This is a genomic window from Halobellus clavatus, assembly GCF_900107195.1.
Classification (GTDB): domain Archaea; phylum Halobacteriota; class Halobacteria; order Halobacteriales; family Haloferacaceae; genus Haloquadratum; species Haloquadratum clavatum.
This window is the reverse complement of the sequence record NZ_FNPB01000001.1, coordinates 605,254-632,039: the sequence shown is the minus strand read 5'-3', so window position 1 is coordinate 632,039 and position 26,786 is coordinate 605,254. Positions and strand designations below refer to the sequence as shown.

25 protein-coding genes are annotated in these 26,786 nt (G+C 66.3%); 9 read left to right on the top strand and 16 right to left on the bottom strand.

Going from position 1 to position 26,786, the window contains the following annotated elements:
* Positions 1–32: 32 nt before the first annotated feature.
* Positions 33–1,184, bottom strand: a complete 1,152-nt coding sequence (locus BLU74_RS03055) for a M20 family metallopeptidase (protein ID WP_089765018.1) — start codon at positions 1,182–1,184, stop codon at positions 33–35.
* 153 nt (positions 1,185–1,337) lie between these two features.
* Here BLU74_RS03055 and BLU74_RS03050 point away from each other — a divergent pair, with 153 nt between their 5' ends.
* Positions 1,338–2,354: a zinc-dependent alcohol dehydrogenase family protein gene (locus BLU74_RS03050; protein ID WP_089765016.1), complete on the top strand. Its 1,017-nt coding sequence runs from the start codon at positions 1,338–1,340 to the stop codon at positions 2,352–2,354.
* A 54-nt stretch (positions 2,355–2,408) separates the two neighbouring features.
* On the opposite strand, the gene pdxT is transcribed toward BLU74_RS03050, so the two are convergent.
* Entirely contained in the window at positions 2,409–3,005 is a 597-nt protein-coding gene (gene pdxT, locus BLU74_RS03045; protein WP_089765013.1) for a pyridoxal 5'-phosphate synthase glutaminase subunit PdxT, read from the bottom strand.
* Between the two features lie 66 nt (positions 3,006–3,071).
* Entirely contained in the window at positions 3,072–3,236 is a 165-nt protein-coding gene (locus tag BLU74_RS03040) for a preprotein translocase subunit Sec61beta (protein WP_089765010.1), read from the bottom strand.
* Between the two features lie 167 nt (positions 3,237–3,403).
* On the opposite strand from BLU74_RS03040, the gene trxA reads away from it, so the two are divergent.
* Together trxA and BLU74_RS03030 are read left to right on the top strand one after the other, a co-directional pair.
* Positions 3,404–3,682 carry a thioredoxin gene (gene trxA / locus BLU74_RS03035; protein WP_089765008.1) on the top strand — a complete coding sequence of 93 codons (279 nt, stop codon included), beginning with the start codon at positions 3,404–3,406 and terminating at the stop codon, positions 3,680–3,682.
* Positions 3,683–3,805: 123 nt separating this feature from the next.
* Positions 3,806–3,955, top strand: a complete 150-nt coding sequence (locus tag BLU74_RS03030) for a 50S ribosomal protein L40e (RefSeq protein WP_089765006.1) — start codon at positions 3,806–3,808, stop codon at positions 3,953–3,955.
* 41 nt (positions 3,956–3,996) lie between these two features.
* On the opposite strand, the gene BLU74_RS03025 is transcribed toward BLU74_RS03030, so the two are convergent.
* Together BLU74_RS03025 and BLU74_RS03020 are read right to left on the bottom strand one after the other, a co-directional pair.
* On the bottom strand, positions 3,997–5,826 hold the full coding sequence (locus BLU74_RS03025; RefSeq protein WP_089765003.1) for a ribosome biogenesis/translation initiation ATPase RLI: 1,830 nt from the start codon (positions 5,824–5,826) through the stop codon (positions 3,997–3,999).
* Between the two features lie 3 nt (positions 5,827–5,829).
* Entirely contained in the window at positions 5,830–6,144 is a 315-nt protein-coding gene (locus BLU74_RS03020) for an EMC6-like membrane protein (protein WP_089765001.1), read from the bottom strand.
* 215 nt (positions 6,145–6,359) lie between these two features.
* Between BLU74_RS03020 and BLU74_RS03015 the strand changes: the two genes are divergently transcribed.
* Positions 6,360–6,950, top strand: coding sequence for a 50S ribosomal protein L15e (locus BLU74_RS03015; RefSeq protein ID WP_089764998.1), 591 nt, complete (start codon positions 6,360–6,362; stop codon positions 6,948–6,950).
* Positions 6,951–7,260: 310 nt separating this feature from the next.
* Here BLU74_RS03015 and BLU74_RS03010 read toward each other — a convergent pair whose 3' ends face one another.
* The 5 genes from BLU74_RS03010 to BLU74_RS02990 form a co-directional block, all read right to left on the bottom strand.
* Positions 7,261–7,647 (bottom strand): rhodanese-like domain-containing protein, encoded by a 387-nt coding sequence (locus BLU74_RS03010; RefSeq protein ID WP_089764996.1) that lies wholly within the window; start codon positions 7,645–7,647, stop codon positions 7,261–7,263.
* 106 nt (positions 7,648–7,753) lie between these two features.
* Positions 7,754–8,419, bottom strand: a complete 666-nt coding sequence (locus tag BLU74_RS03005) for a DUF7384 family protein (protein ID WP_245705709.1) — start codon at positions 8,417–8,419, stop codon at positions 7,754–7,756.
* 88 nt (positions 8,420–8,507) lie between these two features.
* Entirely contained in the window at positions 8,508–9,101 is a 594-nt protein-coding gene (locus tag BLU74_RS03000) for a DsrE/DsrF/DrsH-like family protein (protein WP_089764993.1), read from the bottom strand.
* Between the two features lies 1 nt (position 9,102).
* Positions 9,103–9,486, bottom strand: coding sequence for a DsrE family protein (locus tag BLU74_RS02995; RefSeq protein ID WP_089764990.1), 384 nt, complete (start codon positions 9,484–9,486; stop codon positions 9,103–9,105).
* Positions 9,487–9,489: 3 nt separating this feature from the next.
* Positions 9,490–9,735 (bottom strand): sulfurtransferase TusA family protein, encoded by a 246-nt coding sequence (locus tag BLU74_RS02990; RefSeq protein WP_089764987.1) that lies wholly within the window; start codon positions 9,733–9,735, stop codon positions 9,490–9,492.
* A gap of 279 nt (positions 9,736–10,014) precedes the next feature.
* Between BLU74_RS02990 and BLU74_RS02985 the strand changes: the two genes are divergently transcribed.
* The 3 genes from BLU74_RS02985 to BLU74_RS02975 all read left to right on the top strand — a co-directional run bounded on the left by BLU74_RS02985 (position 10,015) and on the right by BLU74_RS02975 (position 12,274).
* Positions 10,015–11,208 carry an MBL fold metallo-hydrolase gene (locus BLU74_RS02985; RefSeq protein ID WP_089764985.1) on the top strand — a complete coding sequence of 398 codons (1,194 nt, stop codon included), beginning with the start codon at positions 10,015–10,017 and terminating at the stop codon, positions 11,206–11,208.
* An 8-nt stretch (positions 11,209–11,216) separates the two neighbouring features.
* Entirely contained in the window at positions 11,217–11,774 is a 558-nt protein-coding gene (locus BLU74_RS02980; RefSeq protein ID WP_089764983.1) for a YeeE/YedE family protein, read from the top strand.
* A 98-nt stretch (positions 11,775–11,872) separates the two neighbouring features.
* On the top strand, positions 11,873–12,274 hold the full coding sequence (locus BLU74_RS02975; RefSeq protein WP_089765276.1) for a DUF6691 family protein: 402 nt from the start codon (positions 11,873–11,875) through the stop codon (positions 12,272–12,274).
* 366 nt (positions 12,275–12,640) lie between these two features.
* Here BLU74_RS02975 and BLU74_RS02970 read toward each other — a convergent pair whose 3' ends face one another.
* Positions 12,641–13,297, bottom strand: coding sequence for a potassium channel family protein (locus tag BLU74_RS02970; protein ID WP_089764981.1), 657 nt, complete (start codon positions 13,295–13,297; stop codon positions 12,641–12,643).
* Between the two features lie 127 nt (positions 13,298–13,424).
* Positions 13,425–14,039: a DUF2238 domain-containing protein gene (locus BLU74_RS02965; protein ID WP_089764979.1), complete on the bottom strand. Its 615-nt coding sequence runs from the start codon at positions 14,037–14,039 to the stop codon at positions 13,425–13,427.
* Between the two features lie 130 nt (positions 14,040–14,169).
* Between BLU74_RS02965 and BLU74_RS02960 the strand changes: the two genes are divergently transcribed.
* Positions 14,170–14,793: a metal-dependent hydrolase gene (locus tag BLU74_RS02960; RefSeq protein ID WP_175454549.1), complete on the top strand. Its 624-nt coding sequence runs from the start codon at positions 14,170–14,172 to the stop codon at positions 14,791–14,793.
* 123 nt (positions 14,794–14,916) lie between these two features.
* Positions 14,917–15,060 carry a hypothetical protein gene (locus tag BLU74_RS18775; RefSeq protein WP_175454548.1) on the top strand — a complete coding sequence of 48 codons (144 nt, stop codon included), beginning with the start codon at positions 14,917–14,919 and terminating at the stop codon, positions 15,058–15,060.
* Between the two features lie 259 nt (positions 15,061–15,319).
* Here BLU74_RS18775 and BLU74_RS02955 read toward each other — a convergent pair whose 3' ends face one another.
* From BLU74_RS02955 to BLU74_RS02940, 4 genes are all read right to left on the bottom strand, one after another.
* The gene (locus tag BLU74_RS02955) at positions 15,320–20,419 is read right to left on the bottom strand and encodes a PAS domain S-box protein (RefSeq protein ID WP_089764977.1); all 5,100 of its coding nucleotides are present in this window, start codon (positions 20,417–20,419) and stop codon (positions 15,320–15,322) included.
* Positions 20,420–20,813: 394 nt separating this feature from the next.
* Positions 20,814–21,983 carry a hybrid sensor histidine kinase/response regulator gene (locus BLU74_RS02950; RefSeq protein ID WP_089764974.1) on the bottom strand — a complete coding sequence of 390 codons (1,170 nt, stop codon included), beginning with the start codon at positions 21,981–21,983 and terminating at the stop codon, positions 20,814–20,816.
* Positions 21,976–22,425, bottom strand: a complete 450-nt coding sequence (locus BLU74_RS02945; protein ID WP_217635327.1) for a response regulator — start codon at positions 22,423–22,425, stop codon at positions 21,976–21,978. The genes BLU74_RS02950 and BLU74_RS02945 overlap by 8 nt, the downstream gene beginning before the upstream one ends.
* Positions 22,418–26,632, bottom strand: a complete 4,215-nt coding sequence (locus tag BLU74_RS02940; RefSeq protein WP_089764971.1) for a PAS domain S-box protein — start codon at positions 26,630–26,632, stop codon at positions 22,418–22,420. Before BLU74_RS02940 ends, BLU74_RS02945 begins: the two co-directional genes overlap by 8 nt.
* Between the last annotated feature and the right edge of the window lie 154 nt (positions 26,633–26,786).

The following is a 26,786-nucleotide window of genomic DNA, read 5'->3' as shown; positions in this document are numbered from 1 at the left end:
CGGCTCCGGCGGTCAGCAGCACCCGATCGAGTTCACTCGGCGGGCCACCGCTCGGCGAGGGTCAAATAGCACCGGCGACACCGCTCGAGGACCTCGATCGAGACGCTCTCGTCGGCCGTGTGCGCTTCGCCGGGTTCGGACGCCCCGACGACGACGCAGGTCGTGCCGGCGTCGGCCAGCCACCCGGCGTCGGTCGCGTGCGGCTTGCTGACGTGCTCGGGCGTCGCCGCCTGGGCCGCGTCGGCCGCGGCGAGTGCCGCCTCCGCGAAGGCGGGATCCTCGCACGCCATCGGCGGGAGGTCCTGCTCGACGTGCCACTCGACGCCGTCGATCGACTCGACGCGCTCCAGCGCCGCGCGCTGCCCGGGGACGGTCCGTTCGTCGACCGTCACCGTGCAGGACTCGGGCACGACGTTCCAGGCGTCGCCCCCCTCGATCTCGGTGACGACGAGGCTCCCCTCGACCGCTTGCCCCAACACGGTCGCACTCGGTGCGTCGAGGTCGCGGACGACGTCCACTGCATCGCAGGCCCGATACACCGCGTTCGCGCCCGCGTCGGGCTCGCTCGCGTGGGCGGCCGTCCCGCGTGCGGCGATCGTCGAGCCGCGACGCCCGCGGTGGGCGATCACGACGTCCGTCTGGTCGTCGCCCGCGTAGTTGGTCGATCCCTCGCCGACGACCGCGTAGTCCGGCGCGAAGCCGTCGCTGATGGCGGCCCGCGCGCCGACGCCGCCCTGTTCCTCCCCGACGAAGGACGCGAACACCAACTCGCCGGCCGGCTCGGCGTCCCGAAAGGCGAGCATCGCGGCCGCCAGCGACCCCTTCATATCCGCGGTCCCGCGCCCGTACAACCGTCCGTCGCGCTTCCCGACGCGGTACTCGGTGGCCGGATCCCCGCCGCCGTCGGTCCCCCGCTCGCGGTCAGCCGTTGGCCGATCGCTCACTGTCCGACGTTGTGACTCGTCGGGGTCGACCACGTCGTGGTGGCCGACGAGCGCGAGCGACGTCGGCCCCTCGCCGCGCCGTGCGAAGACGTTGCCGTGCTCGTCCCGTCGCACGGCTGCGTCGGTCGTCTCCCGCAGCCACGACTCGATTGCCTCGCCCGCCGCCGATTCGTCCTCGTGGCTGGGGATCGAGACGAGTCGCCGCGTCAGCGTCTCGACCTCGGTCGCGTTCGCGCTCACACTGGAGTGTGGCCGGCTTCGGTTGAAAAGCCTCGGACGCGCCGCGAGCGCGTGGCGTCCCCCACATCCGGCGTAATCGACCGGTATCGCGTCGAAGCGGTGAATCTGGGGCCGACCCGAGCACGAAAGTGTCGAGCGATCGAACCACGGTCGATGCGAGCCTACGAAGTCCACGAGACAACTCCCGACTACGAGGGCGTCGTCCAGGTCGAGCGCGACCGTCCCGACCCCGCACCCGACGAGGCCTGCGTGCGGATCCGGGCCTGTTCGCTGAACTATCGCGACCTCGCGATCGCGAGCTCCGAGTTGGTCTATCCCGGCGTCGATCTCCCCGTCGTGCCGCTGTCGGACGGGGCGGGCGAGGTCGTCGCCGTCGGTGACGACGTCTCCGGAGTGACCGAGGGCGACCGCGTCGCGACCCCGTTCGCCCCGAACTGGATCGACGGGCCGAGCACGCCCGAGAAGGTGCGGCACTCGACCGGCGGCAACGTCGACGGCGCGCTGGCGGAGTACGCGACGTTCCCCGCGGAGAGCCTCACGACGCTCCCCGATCACCTCTCGTACGAACAGGGCGCGACGCTCTCCTGTGCGGGGCTGACGGCCTGGCGCGCGCTCGCGGAGGACGGCGACCTCGGTGCCGGCGAGTCGGTGCTGGCGCTTGGGACGGGCGGCGTCTCGACGTTCGCGCTCCAGTTTGCGAAGATCCACGGTGCGACTGCGGTGGTCACCTCCTCGAGCGACGACAAACTCGATCGGGCGCGTGAGCTCGGCGCCGACGAGACGATCAACTACGAGGAGACGCCCGAGTGGGGATCGACCGTGCAGGAACGCCTCGGCGGCGTCGATCACGTCGTCGAAGTCGGCGGGCCGAACACGCTCGAACAGTCGCTATCGGCGGCGGCCCACGGCGGTCATGTCCACCTCATCGGCGTGCTCGCGGGCGGGGCCGGGTCGGTCGACCCCTCGCCCATCCTCGGCAAGGCGCTCGACGTCGAGGGCGTCATCGGCGTCGGCAGTCAGGCGATGTTCGAGCGGATGACCGACGCTATCGCGGCGACCGAGCTAGAGCCGATCGTCGACAGCGTCTTCGACTTCGAGGAGGCACAGGCGGCCTACCGGTACGTCGCGGCCGGAAAGCACCAGGGCAAAGTCGTCGTCAGCGTCGACTGACCGAGCGGCCGCCGTCGCGGGTCGCCGTGATCTCTCTCCGGTCTCGCGACCGCCTCAGACCTCGACGGCCTGCTCTTCGAAGAATGCGAGGTCGTGGATCCGGCTGTCAGCGGTCAGTTCGGGGTGGAACGCGGTGCCGACGACCGGCCCGTCGCGGACGGCCACCGGCCGGCCCTCCCACGCGGCGAGCACCTCGACGCCGTCGCCGACCTCGTCGATCACGGGCGCGCGGATGAACACCGCGGGGAACGGCTCCTCGAAGCCCGTCACGTCCAGCGGGGCCTCGAAGCTGTCGACCTGACGGCCGAACGCGTTGCGGTCGACCGTCACGTCCAGGAGATCGAGCGTGTCGACCCGCTCGTCGTTCGCGTCACGCGAGGCGACGATGAGGCCCGCACAGGTCGCGAGCACCGGCTTACCGGCCTCGACGTGGGCCTCGATCTCCGCGTCGATCCCCTCGCGTGCGAGCAGCCGCGAGATCGCCGTCGACTCGCCACCGGGCAACAACAGCACGTCGCACTCGCCGACGGATCCCGACTGTCTGATCTCTGTCACCTCGACCGCCTCGTCGTGGGCCGCGCCGGCCCGCTGGATCGCGTCCGCGTGTTCTGAGACGTCGCCCTGAACGGCGACGACACCCGCTCGTAACATACCCGTGACTCGGCGTCGGATCGACAAAAAGCGTCCGTTCGATCCCGCCGCTACGCGGCTCGTCCCTCAGATTGCGAGGGCGTTCAGGACGAGCACCCCGACGCCGAAGAAGAACCCGAAGGCGAAGACGGTCTTCGGGTCGATCCGGATCGCGTTGCGGTCCTCGGCGTCGAAGTAGCGGACGAGCCCTGCACTCGACATCAGGCCGCCACTGTTCTGGCCGCTGCTCATACCTCAACCTGACCGCTCACCCGCCTAAACGTTTCGGATCGGACAGCGCGTCGGATTCCCGCCCGCGCCGTGCGGTGCGGCTCCCCCGATGGTCCGCTGCGGTTCCGGGCGGATTTGAGCCTGTGGAAACGCTTATGCGACCCCCCGCGCTACGTCGCTACGCAACGATGACCGTCCGAGTACTCGACTTCTACGCCGACTGGTGCGGCCCGTGTAAAAAACAGGATCCGATTCTCGAAGCGCTCGAATCGGAGTACGGCGACGTCGACTTCGAAAAGATCGACGTCGACGAGGAGCAGGACCTCGCAAACCAGTATCAGGTCCGCTCGCTCCCGACCGTTGTCGTCGAGCGCGAGGGCGAGATCGTCGACCGCTTCGTCGGCTTCACCGGACGCGACGACATCGAGTCCGCGCTGCAGCAGGCCGCGCAGCCGGCCGGCGTCTGACGCGCCGACCGCGACTGACGGACCCGTTCTTCGATCCGCGTCGTCTGAACCGACCACGCCGCCGCGCCGCAGGCGGTCTCGTGTCTCGCAAGCGTTATACTGCCCCGTCCGGTAGCGAGGCGTATGCCCAAGAACGAGGCCGCCGTCAAACGGATGCTCGAGAAGCAGATCTGTATGCGCTGTAACGCCCGCAACCCCCAGCGCGCTGAGCAGTGTCGCAAGTGCGGGTACAAGAACCTTCGACCCAAGTCGAAAGAACGCCGCGCGGCGTAAGCCGGCCGCTTTTTTCGTTTCGGATCGACACGTCGCGACGCTCAGGGCGCGTAGTAGTACTCGCCCTGCTTCTTCTGCTTCCGGTCCAGCTGTGACCCCGGTTTGTTGATCCGCGGGCGCTGGGTCCGCTCGTCGCGACGGAACGTGATGTCCAGATCCGCGAGGAAGTCGTTCATTCCGTCGCGCATCTCCTGTGGCTTCGTGGCGTGACCGAACTCGGAGGGCTCGCCGTCGAACACCATCAGCCGATCGGCGAGCAGGTCGATCATGTAGATGTCGTGGTCGATCACCAGCACCGTCTCGTCGTTGTTCTCTGCATATCGACGGATTGCCGTCGTCGCCTGCACGCGCTGCTCGACGTCGAGGTGCGCCGACGGCTCGTCCATCACGTAGAGGTCGGCGTCCTCGGAGAGACACGCCGCGATGGCGACGCGCTGGCGCTCCCCGCCGGAGAGGTCATTGAGGTTCCGCTCCATGATCCGGTCGAGTTGCAGGGGATTCGCGATCTCGGTCTTCCAGTAGGAGGTCCCGAAGTCGTCCGTGATCGACGAGAGGAACGCGTCGACGCGCATCGGCTGGTCGATCTCGATGTACTGCGGCTTGTACGCGATGTCGAGCCGGAAGTCCAGGTCGCCCGCGTCGGGTTCGAGCGCACCCGTGAACAGCTTCGCGAGCGTCGACTTCCCGATCCCGTTGGGACCGACGACGCCCAGCACCTCTGACTCGTAGATCGTTCCGGCGTCGACCTCTAAGGAGAACTCGCCCTCCCCGTAGGACTTCCGGATGTCGGGGTACTCGATCAGCGGCGTCGACTTCGAGGTCTCCCGCGGCGCGTGCTCGTGGAACTCGATCTCCCCCGGTCGGATCCGCATATTCTCGTTCGAGAGATACCCCGTGAGGTACTCGTTGATGCCGTTTCTGACCGACTTGGGGTCGGTGATGACACCGAACGCGCCGGGTTCACCGTAGGCGACGTGCAGCGTGTCGGCCAGGAGATCCAAGATCGCGAGGTCGTGTTCGACCGCCAGCACCGCGCGGTCTTCCTCCTCGGCGAGTTCGCGGATCAGCCGCGCGGCGGTGACGCGCTGGCCGATATCCAGGTACGGCGAGATCTCGTCGAGGAAGTAGAAGTCGCGGTCGCGAGCGAGCGTGGCCGCGAGCGCGACCCGCTGGAGTTCCCCGCCCGAGAGCGTATCGAGCGGCTGATCGACGACCGGACGGATACCGAGTCGGTCGATGTAGTCGTCGAGCGCGCCGCGCTCATCGGTCGATTCGAGCAGCTCGATGGTGGTGCCGTCGAACTGACTCGGAATCTGGTCGACGTACTGCGGCTTCCGTGCGATCGTGACGTCGTCCGCCTGGACGCGCTCGATGTACGTCTGCAGTTCGGTGCCGCGGAAGCGGTCGAGCGCGGCCTCCCAGGAGGGTTCCGCCTCGTGTGCACCCAGATTGGGGATCATCTCGCCGGCGAGTGCGCGGACGGCGGTCGTCTTCCCGATCCCGTTCGGGCCGAGGATGCCGGTGACCTTCCCCGACTCCGGCACCGGGAGGCCGTAGAGCGCGAAGGTGTTCTCGCCGTAGCGGTGTACCGGCTCCTCTTCGAGTTCGGTCGGGAGATTGATGATCTCGATCGCGTCGAAGGGGCACTTCTCGACGCAGATCCCGCAGCTCTCGCCGAGGCAGATCTCCTCGGAGATCCGGATCTGCTCGGGCTCACCGTCGAACGGTTCGTCCGATTCGTAGTACTCCTCGCGAGTGGTGATACACTCTTGACCCGTGCGGTTCGGCGGGCAGTAGTTCGCGCACTCGTAGTTGCAGCGATCGGGTTGACACCGGTCGAGATCGACGACCGCGATGCTGTCGTCCGCCATCGGTTACAGGGCGACGCCTTCCGTCAGGATGATCCCGAAGGTGATGAACCACAGCGCGAACGTCATGAACGCCACGTAGAGGTAGTCTTTCGCGCCGAAGTCGGAGACGTCGATCCCGACGACGCGCAGGACGGGAAACTGGAGGACGACGAGCCCTGCGACGATCATCAGCGTCTGCCGACTCGTCGCCGCGGCAGCATCGGTCCCGACGATGCTTCCCGACGCCACGGCGGCGGCGACGCCCGCGAGACAGGCGAGCGTGGTGACTGTGATACCCCGGATGTGATCCGAGAGCCCGCTCTGCGTTTCCGTAGCCATACGTACGCCTCCGACACCCGGCATCAAAAGCCGTTCGTTCCCGCACTCCCAGCAGCGAGCCGTCCTGATTCGCATTCGAAGTCGTTAAGAGCGCCACGGCGGTAGCGACACTAACTCGCTGGTCGAACGGGACGCCAGTGGGCACCCGAGGGATCGGGACGACATGTGGGCCGGCGTCGAACGTCGCCCGAATCGCAAGCGCCCGTGGTGAACCTATGGCACGAAGCTTCTACTCACACATCAAGGACGCGTGGAAGCAGCCCGGCGACGGCAAACTCGCCGAGCTGCAGTGGCAGCGAAAGCAAGAGTGGCGCGATCAGGGCGCGATCGTTCGCGTCGAGCGACCGACGCGCCTCGACAAGGCACGCGAACTCGGCTACAAAGCCAAGCAGGGCATCGTCGTGGCGCGCGTTTCCGTCCGCAAGGGCAACGCCCGCAAGCAGCGATTCAAGGCGGGCCGCCGCAGCAAGCGGCAGGGCGTCAACCGCATCGGTCGCCGCAAGAGCATCCAGCGCATCGCCGAGGAGCGCGCCGCGCGCAAGTACCCGAACCTCCGGACGCTCGCGTCCTACTGGGTCGGCGAAGACGGCTCCCAGAAGTGGCACGAAGTGATCCTCGTCGATCCCGAACACCCCGCGATCCAGAGCGACGACGATCTCAACTGGATCTGCAGCGACGACCACAAGGGTCGCGCTTTCCGCGGCCTGACGAACGCCGGCCGATCGAACCGCGGCCTCCAGAACCGCGGCAAGGGCGCAGAACACACCCGCCCGAGCATCGGCGCGGACCGTCGACGCGGCAAGTAACCCGAGACGCTCGTTCTCGCTTTTTTCCCGACCGGCAGCGACCCCGTGCGCTTCAGGGGCGACCACAATCGACGTTCGGCTCGCTCCCCGCTCGTGAGAACGACCCGCACATTTTTTAGTCACAATTTGCCTCCGGTGCGATATGGCACTCGAAACCGACAGCGACAATCAGTGTCCGAAATGCCGCTCCGAAGACATCCAGGCCGAAGACGGTGGCCTCCGCGTGTGTGAGAACTGCGGGCTCCGCTGGCAGGCCTGAGACCGGGTGAACCGCCGCTGCCGTCTCATCGTGGTGCGCGCCCGCCGCCAGTCAAAACGGCGCTTCGGGCCCCTCACTCGCGTCTCGCCCGTCAGCCGCGCTTCGGCCGTCGTCGGTCGGGCCGTCCCAGGCCTCGAAGCCGCCGCGGAGGCTCGCGACGTCGGCGTCGAGGTGGCGGTCGAGCGCGTCGGCGACCTGTTTTGAACTCTTGCCGATGTAGCAGGACACGACGACTTCCTCGGCGTCGGCCCACGACGCGTCGAGTGCGTCCGTCGACAGCCGGGCCGGTGGGACGTTCACCGCGCCCTCGATGTGGCCGGCGGCGTACGAGGAGGGGTCCCTGATGTCGACGACCGAGAGCGACGGGTCGGTCTCCGGTGCGCCGGGTCCGTCCGTCATCTGGGCGCGCAACTCTGCGGGCGTGATCTCGTCCACCATCGTCCACCTGTGGGTCTGCAGTGCGGAAACGCCCTTCGATCCCACGGGTCGCCTGCCGCTTCGATCGCAGGGGGTGCGCCGGCGGTGCATTCCCGGGCCGCCGCACTCACTCACGCGGGTCGCGGTCGGGACCGGGGTACGCCCCTCCGACGACCGCCTGATAGAGGCTCTCGGGGTCGAAGAGGCTCGCGAAGGCCTGCGGGTGGCGGGCGCTCACCGAGAGCCGACTGCCGAGCGTCGCGCCCGCCGTCGCCGAGAGGAGGCCATCGTCGAACGACAGCAGGTGCATCGCGCCGCCGCGGTAGGCGCTCGCGAGCGCCGGGTGATCGCCCGGCGGCTGCGTCACGGGCTCGCGCCACGCCGCGACGCGCTCCCGCCAGTCAGCCGCCAGGCGGTCGTCCGCGACGGTCTCGACGACGGCCTCGGCATCGTCCAAGAGCGGATCGCTCGCGAGGAGCGTCGTCCAGGTGTGCGACCGGAGTTCGTCGAGGGCCGCGCGGGCGTCGCCGCCGACGAGGAGGTCCGCGGCGAGGACGTCAGCGTCGGCGACGACGCGAGCGGGCGAGGACTCCCCCGGCGGCGGCACCGACGGTCCGGACGCCGCGTCGGTCCCGTCGACGTCAGCCTCGGACGCGTCTGTCTCGCCAGTGTCGTCGCCAGCGGGACTCCCGCCGCCCTCGTCTGCGCGCACCGCCCGGAGCGCCGCACTGATCGCGGCCTCGTCGGTGTCGGCTCCGGCCGCGCGGTCGAAGAGCGCACGCCAGGATTCCATACGCGTGGCTCCGTTGCCGGTCACAAGAAGGGTGGTGGTTCGATCACCGAAATCGGCAGGCGTCCGCGGCACGACGCGTGAGCCGCACTCAGACGAGCAACTGGATGTCGGCGTCGGCCATATCCTGGATGGCCGTCGCCGCGCCGACGCCGGTGGTGACGCCGTCGTAGAAGTTGTCCTCGTCGTAGTCCATCAGTTCGATCGTCATCTGACACGCCTGGAACTCGACGCCCATATCCAGCGAGGTCTCGATGAGTTCCTCGATGGTCGCGGTGTCGTTGTCGTCGATCCGCTTCTCCATCATCGAGGTCGTCACGCGGTCCATCCCCGGGAGCGCGCCGACGACGTTCGGGACCGGCATATTGGGGTTGCCGACCGAACTGAGCTTGAGGTCCTTCGAGCGCTCCTCGTGGAGGATGTCGAGCCCCCAGAACGTGTGGAAGACCGTCACGTCGTAGCCGAACGCAGCGGCCGTGCTGGCGAGGATGAGCGGCGGATACGCCATGTCGAGCGTCCCCTTCGTCGCGACGATGGACATCTTCTTCTCCCCATCGTCTGTGTCGACCGCCGCGAGTTGCGATTCCAGTTCCTCGACGCGCGCGGCTAACTCCGCACGCGACGGGGCCTCCTCGGCGCTCTCCGGTGCTGACTCCGCGTCGGCGTCGGGTGTGTCTGTGCTCATATTAGAAGCTGAACACCTGATCGGCGTCGTCGACGGCTTCGAGGAAGGTCGCCGCGCCGGCGAACTTCGTCGTCACGTCGTCGTCGATGGCATCCTGCTCCCACGCCAGCATATCCAGCGTGGTCGTACAGGCGACCGTGGTGACGGCCTCGCCGCCCTCGGCGACGAACGCGTCGAGCAGGTCGTAGGGATTCGGCATCCCCTCGTCGAGGAGCGCCTGAATCTCCGAGACGTCCTTCTCGCCCTCCAGGAGGTGTGTGAGCCCGTCGAACGTGAAGTAGACGAGCACCTCCATCTCCGACGCCAGCGCCGTGTGCCCCAGGTTCATCGCCATCGCGAGGCTCTTCGGGCTGTCGCTGTCGACGATGATTCCGATCTTCTCCATCGTTCACTCCGTCTTGCGCACGTAGTGCTTGTACACGTCGTCGCCCTCGACTTGGTCGAGCATCTCCACGCCGTCGGTCCCGGACGCCCACCCGTCGAGGTCGCTCATACTCCCGGGATCGGTCGCCAGGACTTCCAGCACGGCGTCTTCTTCGAGCTCGTCGATGGCTGACTTCGTCTTGACCACCGGCATTGGGCACGAGGCACCTTTCACGTCGAGCGTCTCCGCGATGTCGAAATTCACACTCATAGTTTCTCTGATCCGTGTTACGTATTGGATCCAACGCACAATATTACCGGCGGCGTGAAAAGGGTATCGGTTCTTGTACTAGATGTGAATTACTGTAAGCTCCACTGTTCGCGTGCCGGTCGCGTGAGCACGAACAAACTAGCAAGATATCGTGATTGTGCCTCGATGTCGGTGCCTGCAGGAGGCGCCGATCATCGCCCCGTCGGTAGTATTGTAGAGAAATAGAACTACTATCCAAACGTTTTTGTGCGTATAGCCGGTACTGGAGAGTGCACGATAATGAACGCAGAGGACTTTCCCACGCCGGACGCTGACGTCGAATCCGTCACCCCGGAAGCGCTGAAAGACCGCATCGACTCGGGCGAGGATGTCACGATCCTCGACACCAGAATGCAATCCGACTACGAGGAGTGGCACATCGAGGGCGAGAACGTCACCTCGATCAACGTGCCGTACTTCGAATTCCTCGACGAGGACATCGACGCCGACGTCCTTGACTCGATCCCCGCCGACGAACACGTCACGGTCCTGTGTGCCAAGGGCGGCGCCAGCGAATACGTCGCAGGGACCCTCGTCGAACGCGGGTACGACGTCGACCACCTCGAGGACGGGATGAACGGCTGGGCGAGCATCTACGAACGTGAGACGGTCTCCCGCTACGACGGCGCGGGCACGCTCTATCAGTACCAGCGCCCCTCGTCGGGCTGTCTGGGCTACCTCCTCGTCAGCGACGGCGAGGCCGCGATCGTCGATCCGCTTCGCGCCTTCACGGATCGCTACCTCGCCGATGCGGCCGATCTCGGAGCCGACCTCGTCTACGCGCTCGACACCCACGTCCACGCGGATCACATCTCGGGCGTCCGCGACCTCGACGACGAGGGCGTCGAGGGCGTGATCCCCGCGGCGTCCGTCGATCGCGGCGTCACGTACGCCGACGAGTTGACGAACGCCGAGGACGGCGACGTCTTCACCGTCGGCGACGCCGAGGTCGAAACGGTCTACACCCCCGGGCACACGACCGGGATGACCTCGTACCTGCTCGACGACAGTCTGCTGGCGACCGGCGACGGCCTCTTCATCGAGAGCGTCGCCCGGCCGGACCTCGAGGAGGGCGACGAGGGTGCCCCCGACGCCGCACGGATGCTCTATGAGTCGCTGCAGGAGCGCGTGCTGACACTCCCCGACGACACGCTCGTCGGTGGCGCGCACTTCAGCGGCGCCGCGGTGGCTGCCGAGGACGGGACCTACACGGCGACGATCGGCGAACTGAAGACGCGGATGGACGCGCTCTCGATGGACGAAGAGGACTTCGTCGACCTGATCCTCGCCGATATGCCGCCCCGCCCGGCAAACTACGAGGATATCATCGCCACGAATCTCGGACAGCACGCCGTCGACGACGACGAAGCGTTCTCGCTCGAACTGGGCCCGAACAACTGTGCGGCGAGCCAGGAATCGCTCGCGGGTGACTGAGTCGGCGTATGGTCGCTGATCCAGTGGCGCTGCAGATCGCCGCCGAGCTGTTCCCGAACGGGATCAGCCGCTACGCCGTCGGGGGGCTCCTCGTCGGCCTGGGCGCGGTCGTCATCTACGTCGGAACGGGCATCCCTGCCGGCGCGAGCACGTTCCTCGAATCGACGCTGTCGTACGTTTCCGAGCAGTCGCGGTTCCAGCAGTACGTCGGCTCGCGGGACTGGCGACTCGTGTTCACGCTCGGAATCATTCTCGGGGCGTTCGCCTTCGCCGCAACGGTCCAATCGGGGCTCGTCACGACGTCGCTGTATCAGCCCGGATCGACCGGGAGTCTCTACGAGGTCGCGGGGGTGACGCTCTGGACGACGTCGGTACAGCCCTGGCGGCTGTTCCTGGGCGGCATCCTGGTCGGCATCGGCACCCGGGTCGGGAAAGGCTGCACGTCGGGCCACGGCGTCTGCGGCGTCGGATCGGCCTCGAAAACGTCGCTGGTGGGCGTGGTGACGTTCATCGTCGTCGCCATCGCGACTGCCCAGATCGTCGCCGCGCTGGGGGTCCACCCGTGAGCCGCGAGACGGGAGCGGACCGAGAAGCGGACGACGCGAGCGCCTCGGAGTCCGAGCCGGAGCGCACCCGACTCGCGAGCGACGGGGGCCGGCACCCGCTGTTTCTGCCGCTGATCCTCGTCGGGGGCCTGATCTTCGGATTCGGCCTCGGCTTCAGCCATATGGCGCGGCCGGAGGTCGTGCTGGATTTCCTCCAGTTCGACGACCTCGGACTCCCCTTCGTGATGTTCGGGGCGGCGATCGTCACGGGGATCGCCTTCGCTGTGCTGCCGCGGATCCGCGACAGCGCACCCCTGACCGGCGATCCCTACGAGCGTCGATTGAAGCCGTTCGACCGGAACGTCCTGATCGGCGGGGCGATCTTCGGCGTCGGCTGGGGGCTCTCGGGGATCTGTCCCGGCGCGGCCTACGCCAGCCTCGGTACCGGCAACATCACGATCCTGTGGGCGCTCGCCGGGATGTTCCTCGGCGCGTACCTCCAGGGCGTGCTTCGACAGTAACGCGGCCGAGTCGACTTTTTTCGCTCCGTTCGACATTGATTCGTTGACAGAACCGCCTGACAGAGCCGGGTTCATCCGCCGACGGTATGCTCTCTGTCTGACGCGGTTTTATGTGTGACAGGACCGATCACTTGTCCGGGCGCGCACCGACGGCCTCGACCGGGACGAACGGCGTCTCCGGTCCAGCGGCGGGACGCGAGACCGCGACCGCCGCCGTCGTTCCCATCCTCCCACCCGCGCGCCCGGCACGCGGACGTTGCACCCCGGTTCGCCGGCGTCGTCGCCCCCCGCGACGACGCACGCGACCCTCGGCGCGCGGCTACGTCGGCGCTCGATGCTGTGAGTGACAGCGCCGACGTCGCACTCTTACTCGCCCAAGAGCGCTGCCCGGGTCTGTTCGAGGCCGTCGTCATCGGCTACCAGCGCTAGCCGGTCGCCCGCCTCGACGACGGTTCCAGGGAGCGGAATAGTCAGTTCGTCGTGCCGTCCACCGTGCGCGTAGATCCGCCCGAAGTTCCCGAGATCGATCTCGTTGACCTTCTTGCCGACGACCGGCGAATCTTCGGGGATCGTCACCGCCGTGAGCCGGAGTTCCTCGGTCAGTTCGCCGAGCGCGTTGAAACTCCCGCCGAGCAGCGCGGTCTTCGCGCCCGCCGCGCCGAGGCGCTCGGGGTAGATGACCTCGTCGACGTCCTCCTCGTAGCGCTCGTAGATCTCCTCCCGGTAATCCTCGCTGATCCGCATCGCCACCCGGCAGCCGAACTGCTTGCCGACCATACAGGCGGCGAAGTTGGTGTTCGGATCGCCGGTCAGTCCGCCGAGCGCAGCCGCGTTCTCGACGCCGGCGCGCTTCAGCACCGACTCGCTGCTGCCGTCACCCTCGACGACCTCGAAGCCCGCCTCGCGGGCGCGCTCGGCCTTGTCCGGATCGTTTTCGACCACGACAACCGCACGTCCCTCCTCGTGGAGGATCCGGGCCGTGCGCGCGCCCACTCGGCCGTACCCGACGATGATGAACGTCATATGCCAACGTAACACGCTCCCCCTACAAAAGCGTGAACCGCCGCGGGTCACACCCCCAGGCACGCGCCGCGGTGATCCGCCGACCCGGTTCGGTCCTGGGATCGGGACGCAGCGACGCTCGCCCCGCCTACGCCAGCCGTGCGCTGATCACTGCGACCAGCCCTGAGAGGCGTCGCGTCCCGAACAGTGCAACCAACAGCGCGCCCAGCGTGTCGAAGACTAAGTCGAGAATCGTGTCTTCGAGTCCGTACTGGACGAGGACGGCGTCGATCCCCGCGGCGCCGGCCGCCAGTCGGGCGACGAACTCGAGCACCTCCCAGAACACCCCGAGCGCCAGCGTCATCAGGAGCAGAAACACCGAGAGAAAGCGGGGCGGAAACGAGACCGCGTCCGAGTGCTGATCGATCGCCCGGGTCGTCGCATAACCGACGGCGGCGACGATCCCCGCAGAGAGCGTGTGCGTCAGGTGATCGTACCACCAGAGCCCCTCGTAGAGCCCCACCATTCCGAGGCTGTGCAGGAGCACGGCCGTCGTGATGACGAGCGTGAGTCCCGGTGAGAGCCGGAGATCCCAGTCCCGTCGGAGCAGCGCGGGGAGGTACGTGACTGCGAGCGCGACGACCGCGTTGATGACGACGCTGACGTTCAGCGTCGCCACGCCGACGCCCAGGACGAGCGCGATGCTCATCCGCATCGCGCTCGCCGCGAGCCGCGCGGCCGTCGACCGCGACGGGAGCCGCATACGGGCCGTACGCGACCTCGATCAAAAAGGTGCGGCCCCACTCGGCCACTGTTCCGTCTCGCGCCGGAGACTTGACGTGTTACCGCAACACACGAAACGGTCTTACGGCGGATTCGCCTATCGTACCCCGATGATGGCCACTACCCACGCGCTCGCGGGAGTCGCGCTCGCCGTGCTCGTCGGCGTGCTGTTCCCCGAGAGCGCGGCCGGGACGTCGCTGCTCCCGGTCGCCGCCGCCGCGCTCGGCGGGCTGTTCCCGGATTTCGACCTCTACGCCGGCCACCGACGCACGCTGCACTTCCCGGTGTACTTCAGCGTCGCCGCCGCCGTCGCGGTCGCGGTCGCGGTCGCCGTTCCGACTGTGACGACAGTCGCGGCCGCACTGTTCCTCGTCGCTGCCGGCCTCCACTCGGCGATGGACGCCCTCGGCGGCGGACTGGAGCTGAAACCGTGGCTCGGAACGTCCGATCGAGCCGTCTACAGTCACTACCACCGCCGGTGGATCCGCCCGCGCCGGTGGATCCGCTACGACGGCGCGCCCGAGGACCTGCTCGCTGCGGGAGCCTTCGCTCTGCCCGCACTCTACGTGCTCGACGGGACGGCCCGGACCGTCGTCCTCGGTGCACTCGGTATCTCCGCCGGGTACGTCCTGCTGCGCAAGCCGATGGTCGAGGTCACTCAGGCCGTTGTCGACGCGCTGCCGGACGAACACCTCGATCGGCTCCCGGCCCGCTTCGTCGAAGACTTCCGATAATCCCGATCGGAACTGATCGTTCAGTCACGTCCGCCGCCGAGTTGTCGCCGCCTGCCCGACGATAGCGCAAATATATTCTACTATGTCCAGAAGTATTTTGTACGGAGAGTCATATGTATACCTATGGCAAAGAAAAGTGCCATCTCTTCGGTCCAATCGCACACCGAGTACACGCACGGTCGGTTTCGGTGTCGGCGATGCGGGGCCGTGATCCCGACTGACGCTGTCGACGGGGCCCTCTGCGTGGACTGCCAGCAGTCCGACTGACTGCGCCTCGCTCGCGAGCCAGGGCTCTCGAGTCAGTCCCTCCGCCGAGCGGGTCGACGAGCGGCCAGCCCGGAACCGCACGCGGCGTTCCTCCCGAGAGCGCGCCACGAGGGGGCCGTCGACGAGTCACCCTCTCTGTCGTCCGGTTCGCCCGAACACGCCCCTCAACCGTTACCGTCTCCGAGCCGGATCTCGCCGGCACCCGGCGGCGTCCCACCGTCCGCGACGACGACGCCGGGAGCGTCCGAGTCCGCTCCGGTTACCTGCGGGGTTCGACCATCCATTCGGTCGGCAGACGGAGACGCACTGTCGCCCCGTCGGCCGTCGAATCGATCGACACGTCTCCGCCGATCTGCGTGACGATCACTCGAACCATCCACAGGCCGAGCCCCTGCCCGTGGTTGAGCGGCGTCTCCTCGCCGGTCTCGAGTACGTCCGCTTCCATCGCCGGCAATCCGGGTCCGTCGTCCTTCACGGTGATCTCGACCCACCCATCTTCCGGACGAGAGAGGCCGACTTCGACTGTGGCGTCCTTTTTGGCCTCGATCGCGTTTTCGATCAGTTCCTGCACCGCGATCGAGAGCGTCGCTGGCAGTCGTATCTCCCCACCGTCTGCGAGTTCGGTTACGATCGTCGCGTCGGGGGAGTTCTCGCGGACCGTCGCCACGGCGTCTTCGATCAGTGCGTTGGACTCCGTTCGATCCCAGGTCTCGTTCTGCGATCGAAGCACCTGCCGGATCTCCTGCATCTTCTCGGTCATCACCTCCCACTTGTCGAGGATCCGGATGACGGTCTCGAGGTACTCGGCCCGCTTGTCGGCGTCCGGTTCCTCGCACATCACCTCTGTCCAGCCGCGCACTTTCGTCAGATCGTTTCGCATATTGTGACGCACCACCCGCTGCATCACCTCCAGGTGTCGCCTGTGTTGCTGGCGGGCCGTGATGTCGCGACCCTCAGCCACGATCAGCGAGATGTCTCCGTCCTCGTCGGTCACGGGCTTCAGCGAGAAGTCGATCGTCGCGAGGCCCGAGGCCCCACGCACTTCCGTCTCGTAGCGGACGAACTCGCCGTTCGCGGCCCGACGGACCGCGTCCCGAATGTTGTCTTTGACCTCCGGCGAGACGTCCCACCAGGAGGCGTCCGAGAGCGGCTCCCCGACGATCGCTCCTCGTTCGACCCCGGTGAACTCGGTCGTGGCGCGATTGACTTCGAGGACCGTACCGTCCGGTTCCAAGAGCCCCGTAAACTGGAACGTCTGATTGAAGATGCTCTCGAACCGGCGAGCGCGCTCTTTCCGCTCGGTGACGTCCCGGAGATACAGGAGCATCCCGTCGATGGCGTCGTCGTCCAGCATATTCCGGCACTGTCCTCGGATGTTTCGCCACTCGCCGTCGCCCGATTTGATTCGACATTCGGTCTGGAGATCGGTTCTCGGCTCTTCGATACCGGCGAAGAACGTCTCCATCGCGTTCTCTCGACTGTCCGGGTGAATGTAATCGAAGAGATTCTCGCCGATGAGGTCGTCCGGTTCGTGGCCGAGAACGCGGTTTGCGGAGCCACTGGCGTAGGTAATCGTCCCGTCGGTGTCGACGATGGCCACCACGTCGTCGGACTCTTCGACGAACCGCTCAGTCCGCCGCCGCTGACGTCGTCGATCGGTCATATCACGGACGATCTTCGCGTAGCCGCGGAACTCGCCGCCAGCCTCTTCGAGCGGTGCGTACCGAACATCCGCGTAGAACCGCGAGCCGTCGGCCCGGACGCGCCACCCCTCGTGGGCGCTCTCACCGGCGACGCGCGCCTGCTGGAGTAACCGCTTGGGGAGTTCTGCGTCCCGGTCGGCCTCCGGGTGGAGTTGGGCCATCGACATTCCGACAGCCGTCTCGGCGTCGTAGCCGAACATCGTCTCGGCGCTCTCGTTCCACGTCTGGATCGTGCCGTCCTCGTCGACGACGAGGAAGGCGTACTCGTCGACGCTCTCGGTCAACAGCCGAAACCGCTCGCGTTCTTCGAACAGTTCTCGCTCGCGGCGCGCCTCGTCGGTGACGTCCTGCGCCAGCACGAGTCCGTAGGTGTCGGCTGCGTCCCCGCCTTCGGGGTCGACCGGGACGACGTGGACTCGGAGGGTCCGGTCGGCGAGTTCGACCCGGCGGTCCGTGCGCTCGCCGTCCAGTGCCGCTCGGAACTGCGCCACGAGTTCATCCGCTACGTCCAACTCGGGGAATATCTCGCTGACCCTTCTGCCGACGACCGCTTCGGGTTCAAGTCCGAACGTCGAGAGGAGTTCACCCGCTGCCAGCGTGTATTCGAGGTCGGCGTCGAACGTCGCGACAGCCCCGTTCGGAATGTTCTCGGCGAGACTGCGGTACCGTCGTTTGCTCTCCCGAAGTAACTCCTCGCGGTCGAGGGTATCGAGCACGGCCGCGAGGTTGCCAGTCAGGACCTCGACCAGTCGGCGCTCACTGCGTCCGAGCCGATCTGGATCTGTGACCCCCACCACCGCGGCGCCGTGCTCACCGACAGGGAAGTATGCGCTCGCGGACACGTCTCCGCGATCGATGCCGTCGTCGAGCGACGCATAGTCGTCGCGGTGACGCGGGTCACCGGTTTCGAACGCCTCCCACAGCGGCGACCGTCCCCGCTCGATCCGTTCGGGCGGTCGGGCGGTACTCGTTCCCGCCGAGGCCGTTCGCACGAGATCGTCTCCCTCGCGGACATACAGTGTCGCCTGCTCGAATCCGAACTCCGCTACCATCGTTTCGACCGCTTCGGCGGTCGCCGCTTCGATCGTATCCATCTGGAGGAGTTCCCGCGTCGTCCCGAGGAGCGCCCGCAGGCGTTGCTCTCTGCGCTTTCCTTCCGTCACGTCTTGCTGAATGCCGATGTAGTTCGTGAGCGTCCCCGTCTCGTCGTAGACCGGGGTTACGGAGAGGTGGTTCCAGAACTGCTCGCCGTCCGCGCGGTAGTTTCGCAACTCGACCGTCGTCGCCTCTTCGACCGCAATCGCCGCCCGCAGGTCGTCGAGCGGCGGCTGGTCTCTGTCGTCGGCTTGCAGGAACCGACAGTTCCGCCCGACTGCCTCCTCGCGCGTGTAGCCAGTCTGCTCGACGAACCCGTCGTTGACGTACACCAGCGGATTGTCCGGCTGTTCCGGGTCGCTGATCGTGATCCCAACGTTGGCCTCGTCCATCGCCCGCTCTTTCAATTCGAGTTCGCGTTCTCGCTCCCAGCGCTCTGTGACGTCCTGCTGGATGCCGATGAAGTGCTGTACGACGCCGTTTTCGTCGGTAACTGGTGTGATAGACAGTCGCGTCCAGTACGGGGTGCCGTCCTTCCGGTAGTTCTGGAGTTCGAGCGACACGGGCTCTTCGTTCCGAATCGCCGCTCGAAGCCGCGCTATCTTCTCGGGATCGGTCTCCGGACCCTGGAGGAACCGCGGATTGCGACCGACCGCCTCCTGGCGGGTGTAGCCAGTCAGTCGTTCGAACCCGTCGTTGACGTAGATCAGTGGATTCTCCTCGCGGTTCGGATCGGTGATCTGGATGCCGACGGTCGCCTCGTTCATCGCCCGCTCTTTCAACTCCAGTTCGCGCTCACGGGCCTGCCGCTCGGTCTCATCGCGGACGGTACAGACGAGCCGTCCGTCCTCGACGATCGTCAACGAGAGTTCGGCGGGGAACGTCGACCCGTCCGGTCGACTGCCGGTCACCATCCCGCGCCAGTGCCCCTCAGATTCGAGCGCCGGGAACGCTTCTGCCTCCAGCCGTTCGACTTCCCTCTCGTCGTACAGCATTCGCCAGGTGTTACCGAGCAACTGCGACTTGTCGTCGTAGCCGTACAGATCGACGTGGGACTGATCGACGTAGGTGTACTCGTCACCCTCGAGAATCGCGATCCCGTCGGCGGCCTCCTCGACCGCCTGCTGGAACGACTCCAGTTGCCGCTGCCGTTCCTTTCGTGCGGTGATGTCCCGGAGGACGCCGGCCGTCCCGCGGAACTCCTCGTCCCCGATCACCGCGAGTCGGTTCTCAACGACCGTGTGTGATTCGTCGGCCGTTTCGAGTTCGAACTCCGCAGTCATCGATCGTTGGTCCGTGGCAAGCAAGTCCTCGATCTGTGCTCGAATCCGTCTGACGTCCGACTCGCTCATACCGATCGACGGCCGTTCTCCGATGATCTCCGTCCCGTATCCGAACTCGCGCCTCGCGGCCTCGTTGACGTAGGTAAACCGTCCCTCGGGATCGAGTGCGTACACCGGATCACCGATCGCTTCGAGGATCGTCTCGTATCGCTCCAATTCCTCGAACCGCCGGCGGCGTTCGATCTCGCTCCCGACCCACTGTGCGATGAGTTTCACGAACTCCGTCTCCTCCGGGCAGAACGCACCCGAACGCGGACGTCCCATCGAGAAATTGACCGTCCCGTACGTCTCGTCGTCGACGATAACGGGTGCCGCGATGTAGGCGCGCACGCCCTCCGCCGCCGGGTGGCTCTCGTGTTCGGTGTCTGCGACGTCGGCGAACGCGATGGGTTCGATGCCGTCGCTCGCGAGCATCGCCTGGCACATCGTCTCTCTGAGGTCGTACACCGTGCCCGTCTCGTGCGTCCCGGTCGCATCGACGACGGCTTCGATCTCGTAGTCGGTCCCGTCGACGTGCGAGAGGATGCCCGTCTCGAGGCCGAAGTGATCACATCCGAGCGACAGCAACTGCTGGATGGTCCCGTCGAATTCGCTCGAGTCGACCGTGAGTCGGTTCAGACGGCGTAGCGCGGCGGCCGCATCGGCGGCCTGACCCCACGGTTCGCGCATCTCGGCCCGTTCGTCCGACCGATCGAACGCGGCGCTACGGACGTCGCCCTCGACAGTCGCCGAGGGTCGTCGGTCGAGCCGCGAAAGGGCCGTTTCGAGCGTCCCGGCGATCCCTTCGGCGGCGGCCACCTCCGCGTCGTCGAAACGACTCGAATCCGCCACGCGGACCGACAGTATCCAGTCGGGACCGACGGGGACGACAACCTCGGCCTGCGCCGATCCTCGAGGGTCGGCGTCGACCGTCGCTTCAGGGATCTCTCCGGCCGTCGGCTCCTCGCCACGCTCACGGAGTCGTTCGACGACCGATCCCGAGAGCCGAGTCACGGGCCTTTCACTCGGCATCGACGCCGGAGCGGCCGCATCGACTGTCGCAAGCGTCTCGGTGTGCGGGTCGAATTCGCCGATGCTCACCGCCGGCTGGTCGAACACCTCCTGCACCAACTCGATTGCGCGGGCGACAGCGGTCTCAACCGTCTCGGCCCGGCTGAGGTCGGCTGATAGTGTGAGCAGCTGCCCCGGCTGCCCGTATGATGAGTTGGCGTTAGTCATACTGAATCCTTGCGCTGAGGGTACATGAACCGTTTGGCCGTGATTGTTTTTCCTGATGTTCTCTTGCCATTTCCTTCGCAACGGGATCCGGACCGGACCTGCTTCTCGGCGTCGTACGCGACTGTGGTATCGACTCGCTCCTGTGCGGTCGCCGTTCGGCGCCCGCCGGTTTTCGTCCGTGTTCGCGAGCGGGTCCGAGATGCTTCGCGACGGATCCGTCTCTCACGACGCGCTGCGCGCACGGGCCGGCTGACCGGCTCCTGTGTCCGGCCGATCTGTCAGCGCTCCGCTTGGGAGTCATACAGGTGCTGTATGGCCGTCCTCCGCCGGGCAGCGGAAGGTGGCCCTCGCGACGCGCGGGATTCATCGCGGTGACGCTGTTCGAGGCCATCTGTTATGCCCGTTGGAGGGTGACGGTGAAGATGCTTCCTGCAGGCTCACGACCGCGAGCCGCCTGCTGGCTGTCCTCGGCAGTCTGCTCCGAAGCGCAGAGGGTTTCGGGCTGGCCGTCGATGAACTCGCGTCGCTCTCTGTCCGCTACTGTAACCTCGCCCCCGTAAATCTCGACGAGCGTATCGACGAGATAGAGCCCGATCCCCGACCCGGAACTCTGCAGTCCCAGCTCGCCGCGGCCGAATATCTCGTCTTTCCGGCTGTCTGGGACACCGGGGCCGTTATCGGCCACGCGAACGCGAACCGTCTCCGCTCGCACCTCCACGTCGACGGCGACTCTGGGTGTCGCCTTGTCATTGTGTGCGACAGCGTTGTTCAGGAGGTTCCGGAAGACCGACGAGAGGAGTTCCGCGGCGGACACCTCCAGTCTGTCGGGCAGGGTTTCAGTCACCGTGATGCTCGCCGCACCGTGTGCAGACCGCGCCTTTTCGAGTTCGGTCCGGAGGACGTCTGCGAGGTCGATCGGTCGAAGGTTCGGACCCGCTTCGCCCTCGCGTATCCGAAGGAAGTCCCCGACCGTGTCCGCGATGTCGACGATGTGCTCGCTCGCACTCTGGATCCGGTCGAGGTGCGTCTCGCCCGCCGGGTCGACGTGTCCCCGGAGCGTCTCTCCCCAGCCGGTGATGATCGCGACGTCGTTTTTGATGTCGTGTCTGACGATCCGATTGAGCAGCGCGAGCTCTCCGTTTCGCCGTTCCAATTCCCGCTGCTGGCGCTCGCGTTCCGTCGCGTACCGGAGCGTCCGTCGCAGGAGCTTCGGCGTGAGGTCGTCTTTGACGAGGTAGTCCTGCGCTCCCCGCTCGACCGCCTCGACGCCGGCGCGTTCGTCGTCGAGACCCGTGAGCACCACGACCGGCTCGTCACCGGACGCCGCGAGCATCGCTTCGAGCGTCTCGAAGCCAGTGGTGTCTGGCAACCCGAGATCCAACAGGATCACGTCGACACCGGCGTCTCGAACCTCGATGGCTTCGGCGAGCCGTTCGACGTGACGAATGGTGGGTGCGGTACCGCCGTTCGGTGACACCCCTTCCTTCAGATATTCACTGATCAGGCGGGCGTCCGCCGGGTTGTCCTCTACGAGCAGCATTCGGTCTGGGTGTGCCTCACTCATCGTTGGGTTGCGTGTCCGCTGTCGGGATCCAGAAGCGAACGGCGGTACCGATCATCTGGATGTACTGGTCGGGGTCGGCGGGTTTCGTGACGTACGCGTCCGCCGACTGGTCGTAGACGCGCCGGGCGTCGTCGGGATTCTTCGAACTTGATACCACCGCGACGGGCACGCGACTGAACTCGGACTCCTCGCGCACTGCCCGTAGCACTTCGAGGCCGGATTTCCCCGGAATGTTCAGATCTAAGAGTACCAGGTTCGGCTGATGTCTCTGCGGCGTGTCGCTCGTGATCCACTCGACTGCCCGATTGCCGTTGTTGTACACGCGCAGTTCCAGGTCCGTGTCGGCCGCCGCGATCCCCTCCTCGACGAGTCGGACGTCGGCGGGATTGTCCTCGACGACGAGGACCGTCGGGACGGCGTCCTGTTGCACGCCCTCAGACACGGGTCTCACCGTCCGCGGGTACCGTGACGACGAACGTCGATCCGACGCCCGGCGTGGACTCGACACGGATATCGCCCTCGTGGCGGTCAACGATCTTCCGACAGATCGAGAGCCCGATGCCGGTGCCATCGAACTCCGCACGAGTGTGCAACCGCTGGAACACCTCGAAGATCCCGTCGGACTGCTCGGGGTCCATCCCGATCCCCTCGTCCGCGATCGCATACTCGACGATGCCGTCCCGGTGCTGCATCGAGATCTCGACGCGCGGGTCGGTCTCGCTGTACTTGATCCCGTTCTCAACGAGGTTCTGAAACAACTGGACCAGTTGGCTCTCGTCGCCAACGACGGTTCCCGCCGAGTCGGGAGACACCACGGTCGCCTCGCGCTCGTCGATCGTCACTTCCAGGTTCTGGGTCACCTGCTGGAAAACGTCGCTCATCTCGATCGGTTCGAACGCGCCGCCGCGCCTCTCGACCCGGGAGTACTCGAGCAGTGCCTGTATCATCTCGCGCATCCGATCGGCCCCGTCGACGGCGATTTCGACGAACTCCATCGCCTCGTCATCGAGGGACTCGCCGTACCGTCGTTCGAGCAGTGTGAGGTAACTCGACACCGTCCGAAGCGGTTCCTGCAGGTCGTGTGACGCCGCGTAGGCGAACTGTTCGAGTTCCTGGTTCGACTGCTCCAGGCGCTCGCGCGTCTCGCGCAGGTCCTGCTCGCGCTTCGCCCGGTTCAGCGCCTCCTCGACGGTCGCGGCGAGTACCTCGAGGAGGCTCCGATCGGTATCGGTGAACGCGTGTTGCTGGGTCGATCCGCTGATGAGCACTCCGTGCTCGCCCAGTGGCACGATGATCTCCGACCGCACCGGCGTCTCCTCGTTGTACCGTCCCTCGACAGTCTGTACGTCGTCGTAAGCCCGGGTGGATCCGTCCTCGAACGCCTGCCACGCGAGCGAGTTACCGGGCTCGAACGTCGGCTGCTCGTCGAGCACGCGGGCAACTTCCTCAGTCATCGCTCCCGGAACGAGCGCGTCCGCCTGCTCGTCGTACCGCCAGATGCACGTCATCGGCATCTCCAGTACCGACGTCGCGCTCTCGGTCCCGATCGACGCCAACTCCGCTGCGTCCGTGTTCGTCATCAACCGCTGCGCCGTCTCGTTGAGTTGGCGGAGCTTCTGTTTCACGGTGTCACTTCTGAGTTCGTAGCTGATCCACTGGACGAGCAACTCGACGAACCCGCGCTCCGTCTCGTCGAACGCGTGCGCGCGACTGGCCTCGTCTCCGAAACAGAGCGTCCCGTACACTTCGCCCTCGACGATGATCTTGCCGCCGATGTAGCACCCGAGTCCGAACTCCTCGTACGCCGGATCGTCGCCCCAGCCTTCGTCGATCGCGTCCTGGACGTTGAGCACCTCGTCGCACTCGATCGTTCGGCGGCAGTACGCCTTCGAGAGGGGTGCGGATTCACCCGCCTGGAGGGTCGGATGGGTCCCGCTCGCTTCGATGACGTGCTGGGTGTCGTCGTCGATCCGGTTCAGGAACCCGTACGGGAGCCCGAGGCGGTCGCATCCGAGTTCGAGAATCGCCTCGACTTTCGCGCCGAAGTCCCGGTCGGTATCCGATCCGATCGCCGTGATCTCGCGGTGTGCCTCCTTGCTCTCTCGGAGCGAATCTTCGAGCCGCTTGCGTTCGGTGATGTCGGTGAGATAGCCGAGGTAGTACGTGACCTCGCCGTCCTCACGGATGACTTTGGTGTTGTCCTGCACCCAGCGCACGTCGCCGCTCTTGGTCACCATTCGGTAGGGATCGTGACTGAAGCGTTCGACGTCCTCGCGGCCGTGCTTGGCGACCTCCTCGCTGACACGAGCGGCGTCCTGATCGTGAATCAAGGTTGCGTAGGGGACCTCCCCGGACTGGAGGTCCTCGGGCGTGTAGCCGAACGTTTTGGTGACGTTGTCGGAGACGTACTCGACGGGCCACCCGTCGTCGTTCCGCCACTTGAACACCACTGCGGGGCCCTGCGCGAACATGTCCCGCTCCTCTTCGAGTGCGCGGCGGGATTCCCTCTGCTCGGAGATGTCGAGGTGGATGCCGACGGCGCGCGTCGGGTTCCCGTCTCCGTCGCGCTCGACGACCTCACCGACGTCACGGATCCACTTCCAGTCGCCACTGGCGGTCCGCATCCGATGCTCGCAGTCGTAGCGCTCGGTCTCCCCCGTGAGGTGCGCTTCGAGGGCTGTCTCGACCGATCCCATATCTGCCGGGTGCACTCGCTGTTCCCACGTCTCGAGGGTGGGTTCGATCTCGTCGAGCGAGAGGCCCAGCATCGTCGCCCACTCTTCGTTGAACGCGACCTCGTCGGTCTCTAGGTCCCAGTCCCAGACTCCCAGATCCGCCCCCTCGATGGCCAGATCGAGACGTTCTGTGAGGGTGCGGAGGTCCTCTTCGCGCCGTCTGCGATCGGTGATGTCGCGGTTCGTACAGATCAGCCCGCCGTCGTCTAAGAGCGACAGCGTAATCTCCTGCTGGACGGCGCGCCCGTCGCTCAGTTTCCCGACTGTCTCACCGCGCCACTCGCCCTCGCGTTCGAGTTCCGGGAACACGTCCCGCTCGATCCGCTCGATCTCGTCCTCGGGGTAGATTCGCCGCCACGAGCAGCCGATGAGTTCCTCGGGCTCGTAGTCGAAGACGGCAGCGTGTGCCCGGTTCATATAGACGTACTCGCCGTCGGCATCGAGGATGGAGATCCCGTCCATCGACGCCTCCATCGCGGCCGACTGCCGTTCCAGTTCTCGCTCGCGCTGTTTGAACTCGGTAATGTCGGTCGAAACGCCGAGCACGGCCGAGCCGTCCCCGTCGATCGGTTCGTACGGAATCTTCGTCGTCTCGAGGATTCGACGCTCGCCGTCGGCCGTCGTCAGCCGTTCCTCGGGGATGTGCTTCGGGTCGCCAGACTCGATCACGGCGCGGTCGTCCGCACGGAACTGCTCAGCCTCTTCGGGCGAATCGGCGAAGTCCGCGTCTGTCGAGCCCTCGAGGTCGTCGATCGTCGTCCCGTAGGCGTCGGCGACGGCCTCGTTCACCAGCAGGAACTCGCCGGACTCGTCCTTTGAGAACACCAGTTGGGGAAGCATATCGATGATCTGGTGCGTCCGATCGCGATTCCCGCGGGCCACCCGCTCGGTGCGGTGGAGGCGCAACTCCGTGCTGATCAACTGTGCCAGGAGCCTGACAAACTCCAGTTCTGCCTGCCGGAACGGATCCTCACGCGGTTTCCCCATCGAGAAGGTCACCGTCCCGTACGTCTCGTCGTCGACGACGACGGGTGCCGCGATGTAGGCGCGCACGCCCTCCGCCACCGGGTGGTCTCGGCGTGTAGACTCGGCGACATCGGCGACCGCCACCGCCTCGGTTTCCCCGACCTCGAGCGTCACCTGGGACATCGGCTCTCCGAGGTCGGACACCGCGCCCGCCTCGTGCGTCTCCGTCGCGTCGACGACGGTCCTGGCCACGCACTCGTCTCCATCGACGCGTGTGAGGATGCCCGTCTCGAGACCGAAGTGGTCGCACCCGAGCGACAGCAGTTGCTCGATGGTCTCTTCACACCCCGCAGCGTCGGCCGCGAGTTCGTTCAACCGTCGTAGCGCCGCCGTGTCAGCGTCGGCGCAGTCTTCGGCTTCCTCAGACAGCATCGGAGGGTCGTCACCGGCTCCGGGCCTCGATCGGTCGCGGTCGACCCGAGCGAGCGCCGTTTCGAGGACCGCCGCGATTCCCTCGACGGCGCTCGTCGCCGCCTCGTCGATCTCGCTCGGGTCCCTCACCCCGATCCGTAACACCCGATTGCGACCGACAGGAACGAGCATCGCAGTCCCAGCGGATCCCTGCGGCTCGGTGTCGACTGTCGCTGCAGGTGTCTCGTCGGCCGGTCGGTCACCGCCGCGGTGGGCGAGGTGCTCGACGACCGATTCCGGGATCCGGGCTGGAGTGCCGCCGCCTCGGCTCGCATCCGGGGCCGCTGCTCCGATCGCCGTGACTGTGTCGTCGCCTGCATCGTACGCACAGACGCTCACCTCCGGCTGATCGAACACCGCCTCCGCTAACGCCGTCGTCCGGGCGACTGCACTCTCGGTCGTGGCGGCCCGGCTGAGTTGCGCTGATAGGTCGAGGAGACGCCCTGGGGGCCCACAGGACGAGTGCGCGCTAACCATACGGTACTAAGGCGCTAATCGGGATTTAACCGTTCGGTGATGTTATTAATACTGATAACTAGGATCTCACAGATACTACGACGGCGTCTGAACCGTGACCTCTTTTCGGCGACGCACAGTCCGATTTCGAGGCTGGATTTCTCGTCCGCAAATC

What these genes read in the sequence shown, in the direction of transcription:
- BLU74_RS03050 (WP_089765016.1), top strand. Translation starts at nt 1,338, where the DNA reads ATGCGAGCCTACGAAGTCCACGAGACAACTCCCGACTACGAGGGCGTC.
- pdxT (WP_089765013.1), bottom strand. Translation starts at nt 3,005, where the DNA reads ATGTTACGAGCGGGTGTCGTCGCCGTTCAGGGCGACGTCTCAGAACAC.
- BLU74_RS03040 (WP_089765010.1), bottom strand. Translation starts at nt 3,236, where the DNA reads ATGAGCAGCGGCCAGAACAGTGGCGGCCTGATGTCGAGTGCAGGGCTC.
- trxA (WP_089765008.1), top strand. Translation starts at nt 3,404, where the DNA reads ATGACCGTCCGAGTACTCGACTTCTACGCCGACTGGTGCGGCCCGTGT.
- BLU74_RS03030 (WP_089765006.1), top strand. Translation starts at nt 3,806, where the DNA reads ATGCCCAAGAACGAGGCCGCCGTCAAACGGATGCTCGAGAAGCAGATC.
- BLU74_RS03025 (WP_089765003.1), bottom strand. Translation starts at nt 5,826, where the DNA reads ATGGCGGACGACAGCATCGCGGTCGTCGATCTCGACCGGTGTCAACCC.
- BLU74_RS03020 (WP_089765001.1), bottom strand. Translation starts at nt 6,144, where the DNA reads ATGGCTACGGAAACGCAGAGCGGGCTCTCGGATCACATCCGGGGTATC.
- BLU74_RS03015 (WP_089764998.1), top strand. Translation starts at nt 6,360, where the DNA reads ATGGCACGAAGCTTCTACTCACACATCAAGGACGCGTGGAAGCAGCCC.
- BLU74_RS03010 (WP_089764996.1), bottom strand. Translation starts at nt 7,647, where the DNA reads ATGGTGGACGAGATCACGCCCGCAGAGTTGCGCGCCCAGATGACGGAC.
- BLU74_RS03005 (WP_245705709.1), bottom strand. Translation starts at nt 8,419, where the DNA reads ATGGAATCCTGGCGTGCGCTCTTCGACCGCGCGGCCGGAGCCGACACC.
- BLU74_RS03000 (WP_089764993.1), bottom strand. Translation starts at nt 9,101, where the DNA reads ATGAGCACAGACACACCCGACGCCGACGCGGAGTCAGCACCGGAGAGC.
- BLU74_RS02995 (WP_089764990.1), bottom strand. Translation starts at nt 9,486, where the DNA reads ATGGAGAAGATCGGAATCATCGTCGACAGCGACAGCCCGAAGAGCCTC.
- BLU74_RS02990 (WP_089764987.1), bottom strand. Translation starts at nt 9,735, where the DNA reads ATGAGTGTGAATTTCGACATCGCGGAGACGCTCGACGTGAAAGGTGCC.
- BLU74_RS02985 (WP_089764985.1), top strand. Translation starts at nt 10,015, where the DNA reads ATGAACGCAGAGGACTTTCCCACGCCGGACGCTGACGTCGAATCCGTC.
- BLU74_RS02980 (WP_089764983.1), top strand. Translation starts at nt 11,217, where the DNA reads ATGGTCGCTGATCCAGTGGCGCTGCAGATCGCCGCCGAGCTGTTCCCG.
- BLU74_RS02970 (WP_089764981.1), bottom strand. Translation starts at nt 13,297, where the DNA reads ATGACGTTCATCATCGTCGGGTACGGCCGAGTGGGCGCGCGCACGGCC.
- BLU74_RS02965 (WP_089764979.1), bottom strand. Translation starts at nt 14,039, where the DNA reads ATGCGGCTCCCGTCGCGGTCGACGGCCGCGCGGCTCGCGGCGAGCGCG.
- BLU74_RS02960 (WP_175454549.1), top strand. Translation starts at nt 14,170, where the DNA reads ATGATGGCCACTACCCACGCGCTCGCGGGAGTCGCGCTCGCCGTGCTC.
- BLU74_RS18775 (WP_175454548.1), top strand. Translation starts at nt 14,917, where the DNA reads ATGGCAAAGAAAAGTGCCATCTCTTCGGTCCAATCGCACACCGAGTAC.
- BLU74_RS02955 (WP_089764977.1), bottom strand. Translation starts at nt 20,419, where the DNA reads ATGACTAACGCCAACTCATCATACGGGCAGCCGGGGCAGCTGCTCACA.
- BLU74_RS02950 (WP_089764974.1), bottom strand. Translation starts at nt 21,983, where the DNA reads ATGAGTGAGGCACACCCAGACCGAATGCTGCTCGTAGAGGACAACCCG.
- BLU74_RS02940 (WP_089764971.1), bottom strand. Translation starts at nt 26,632, where the DNA reads ATGGTTAGCGCGCACTCGTCCTGTGGGCCCCCAGGGCGTCTCCTCGAC.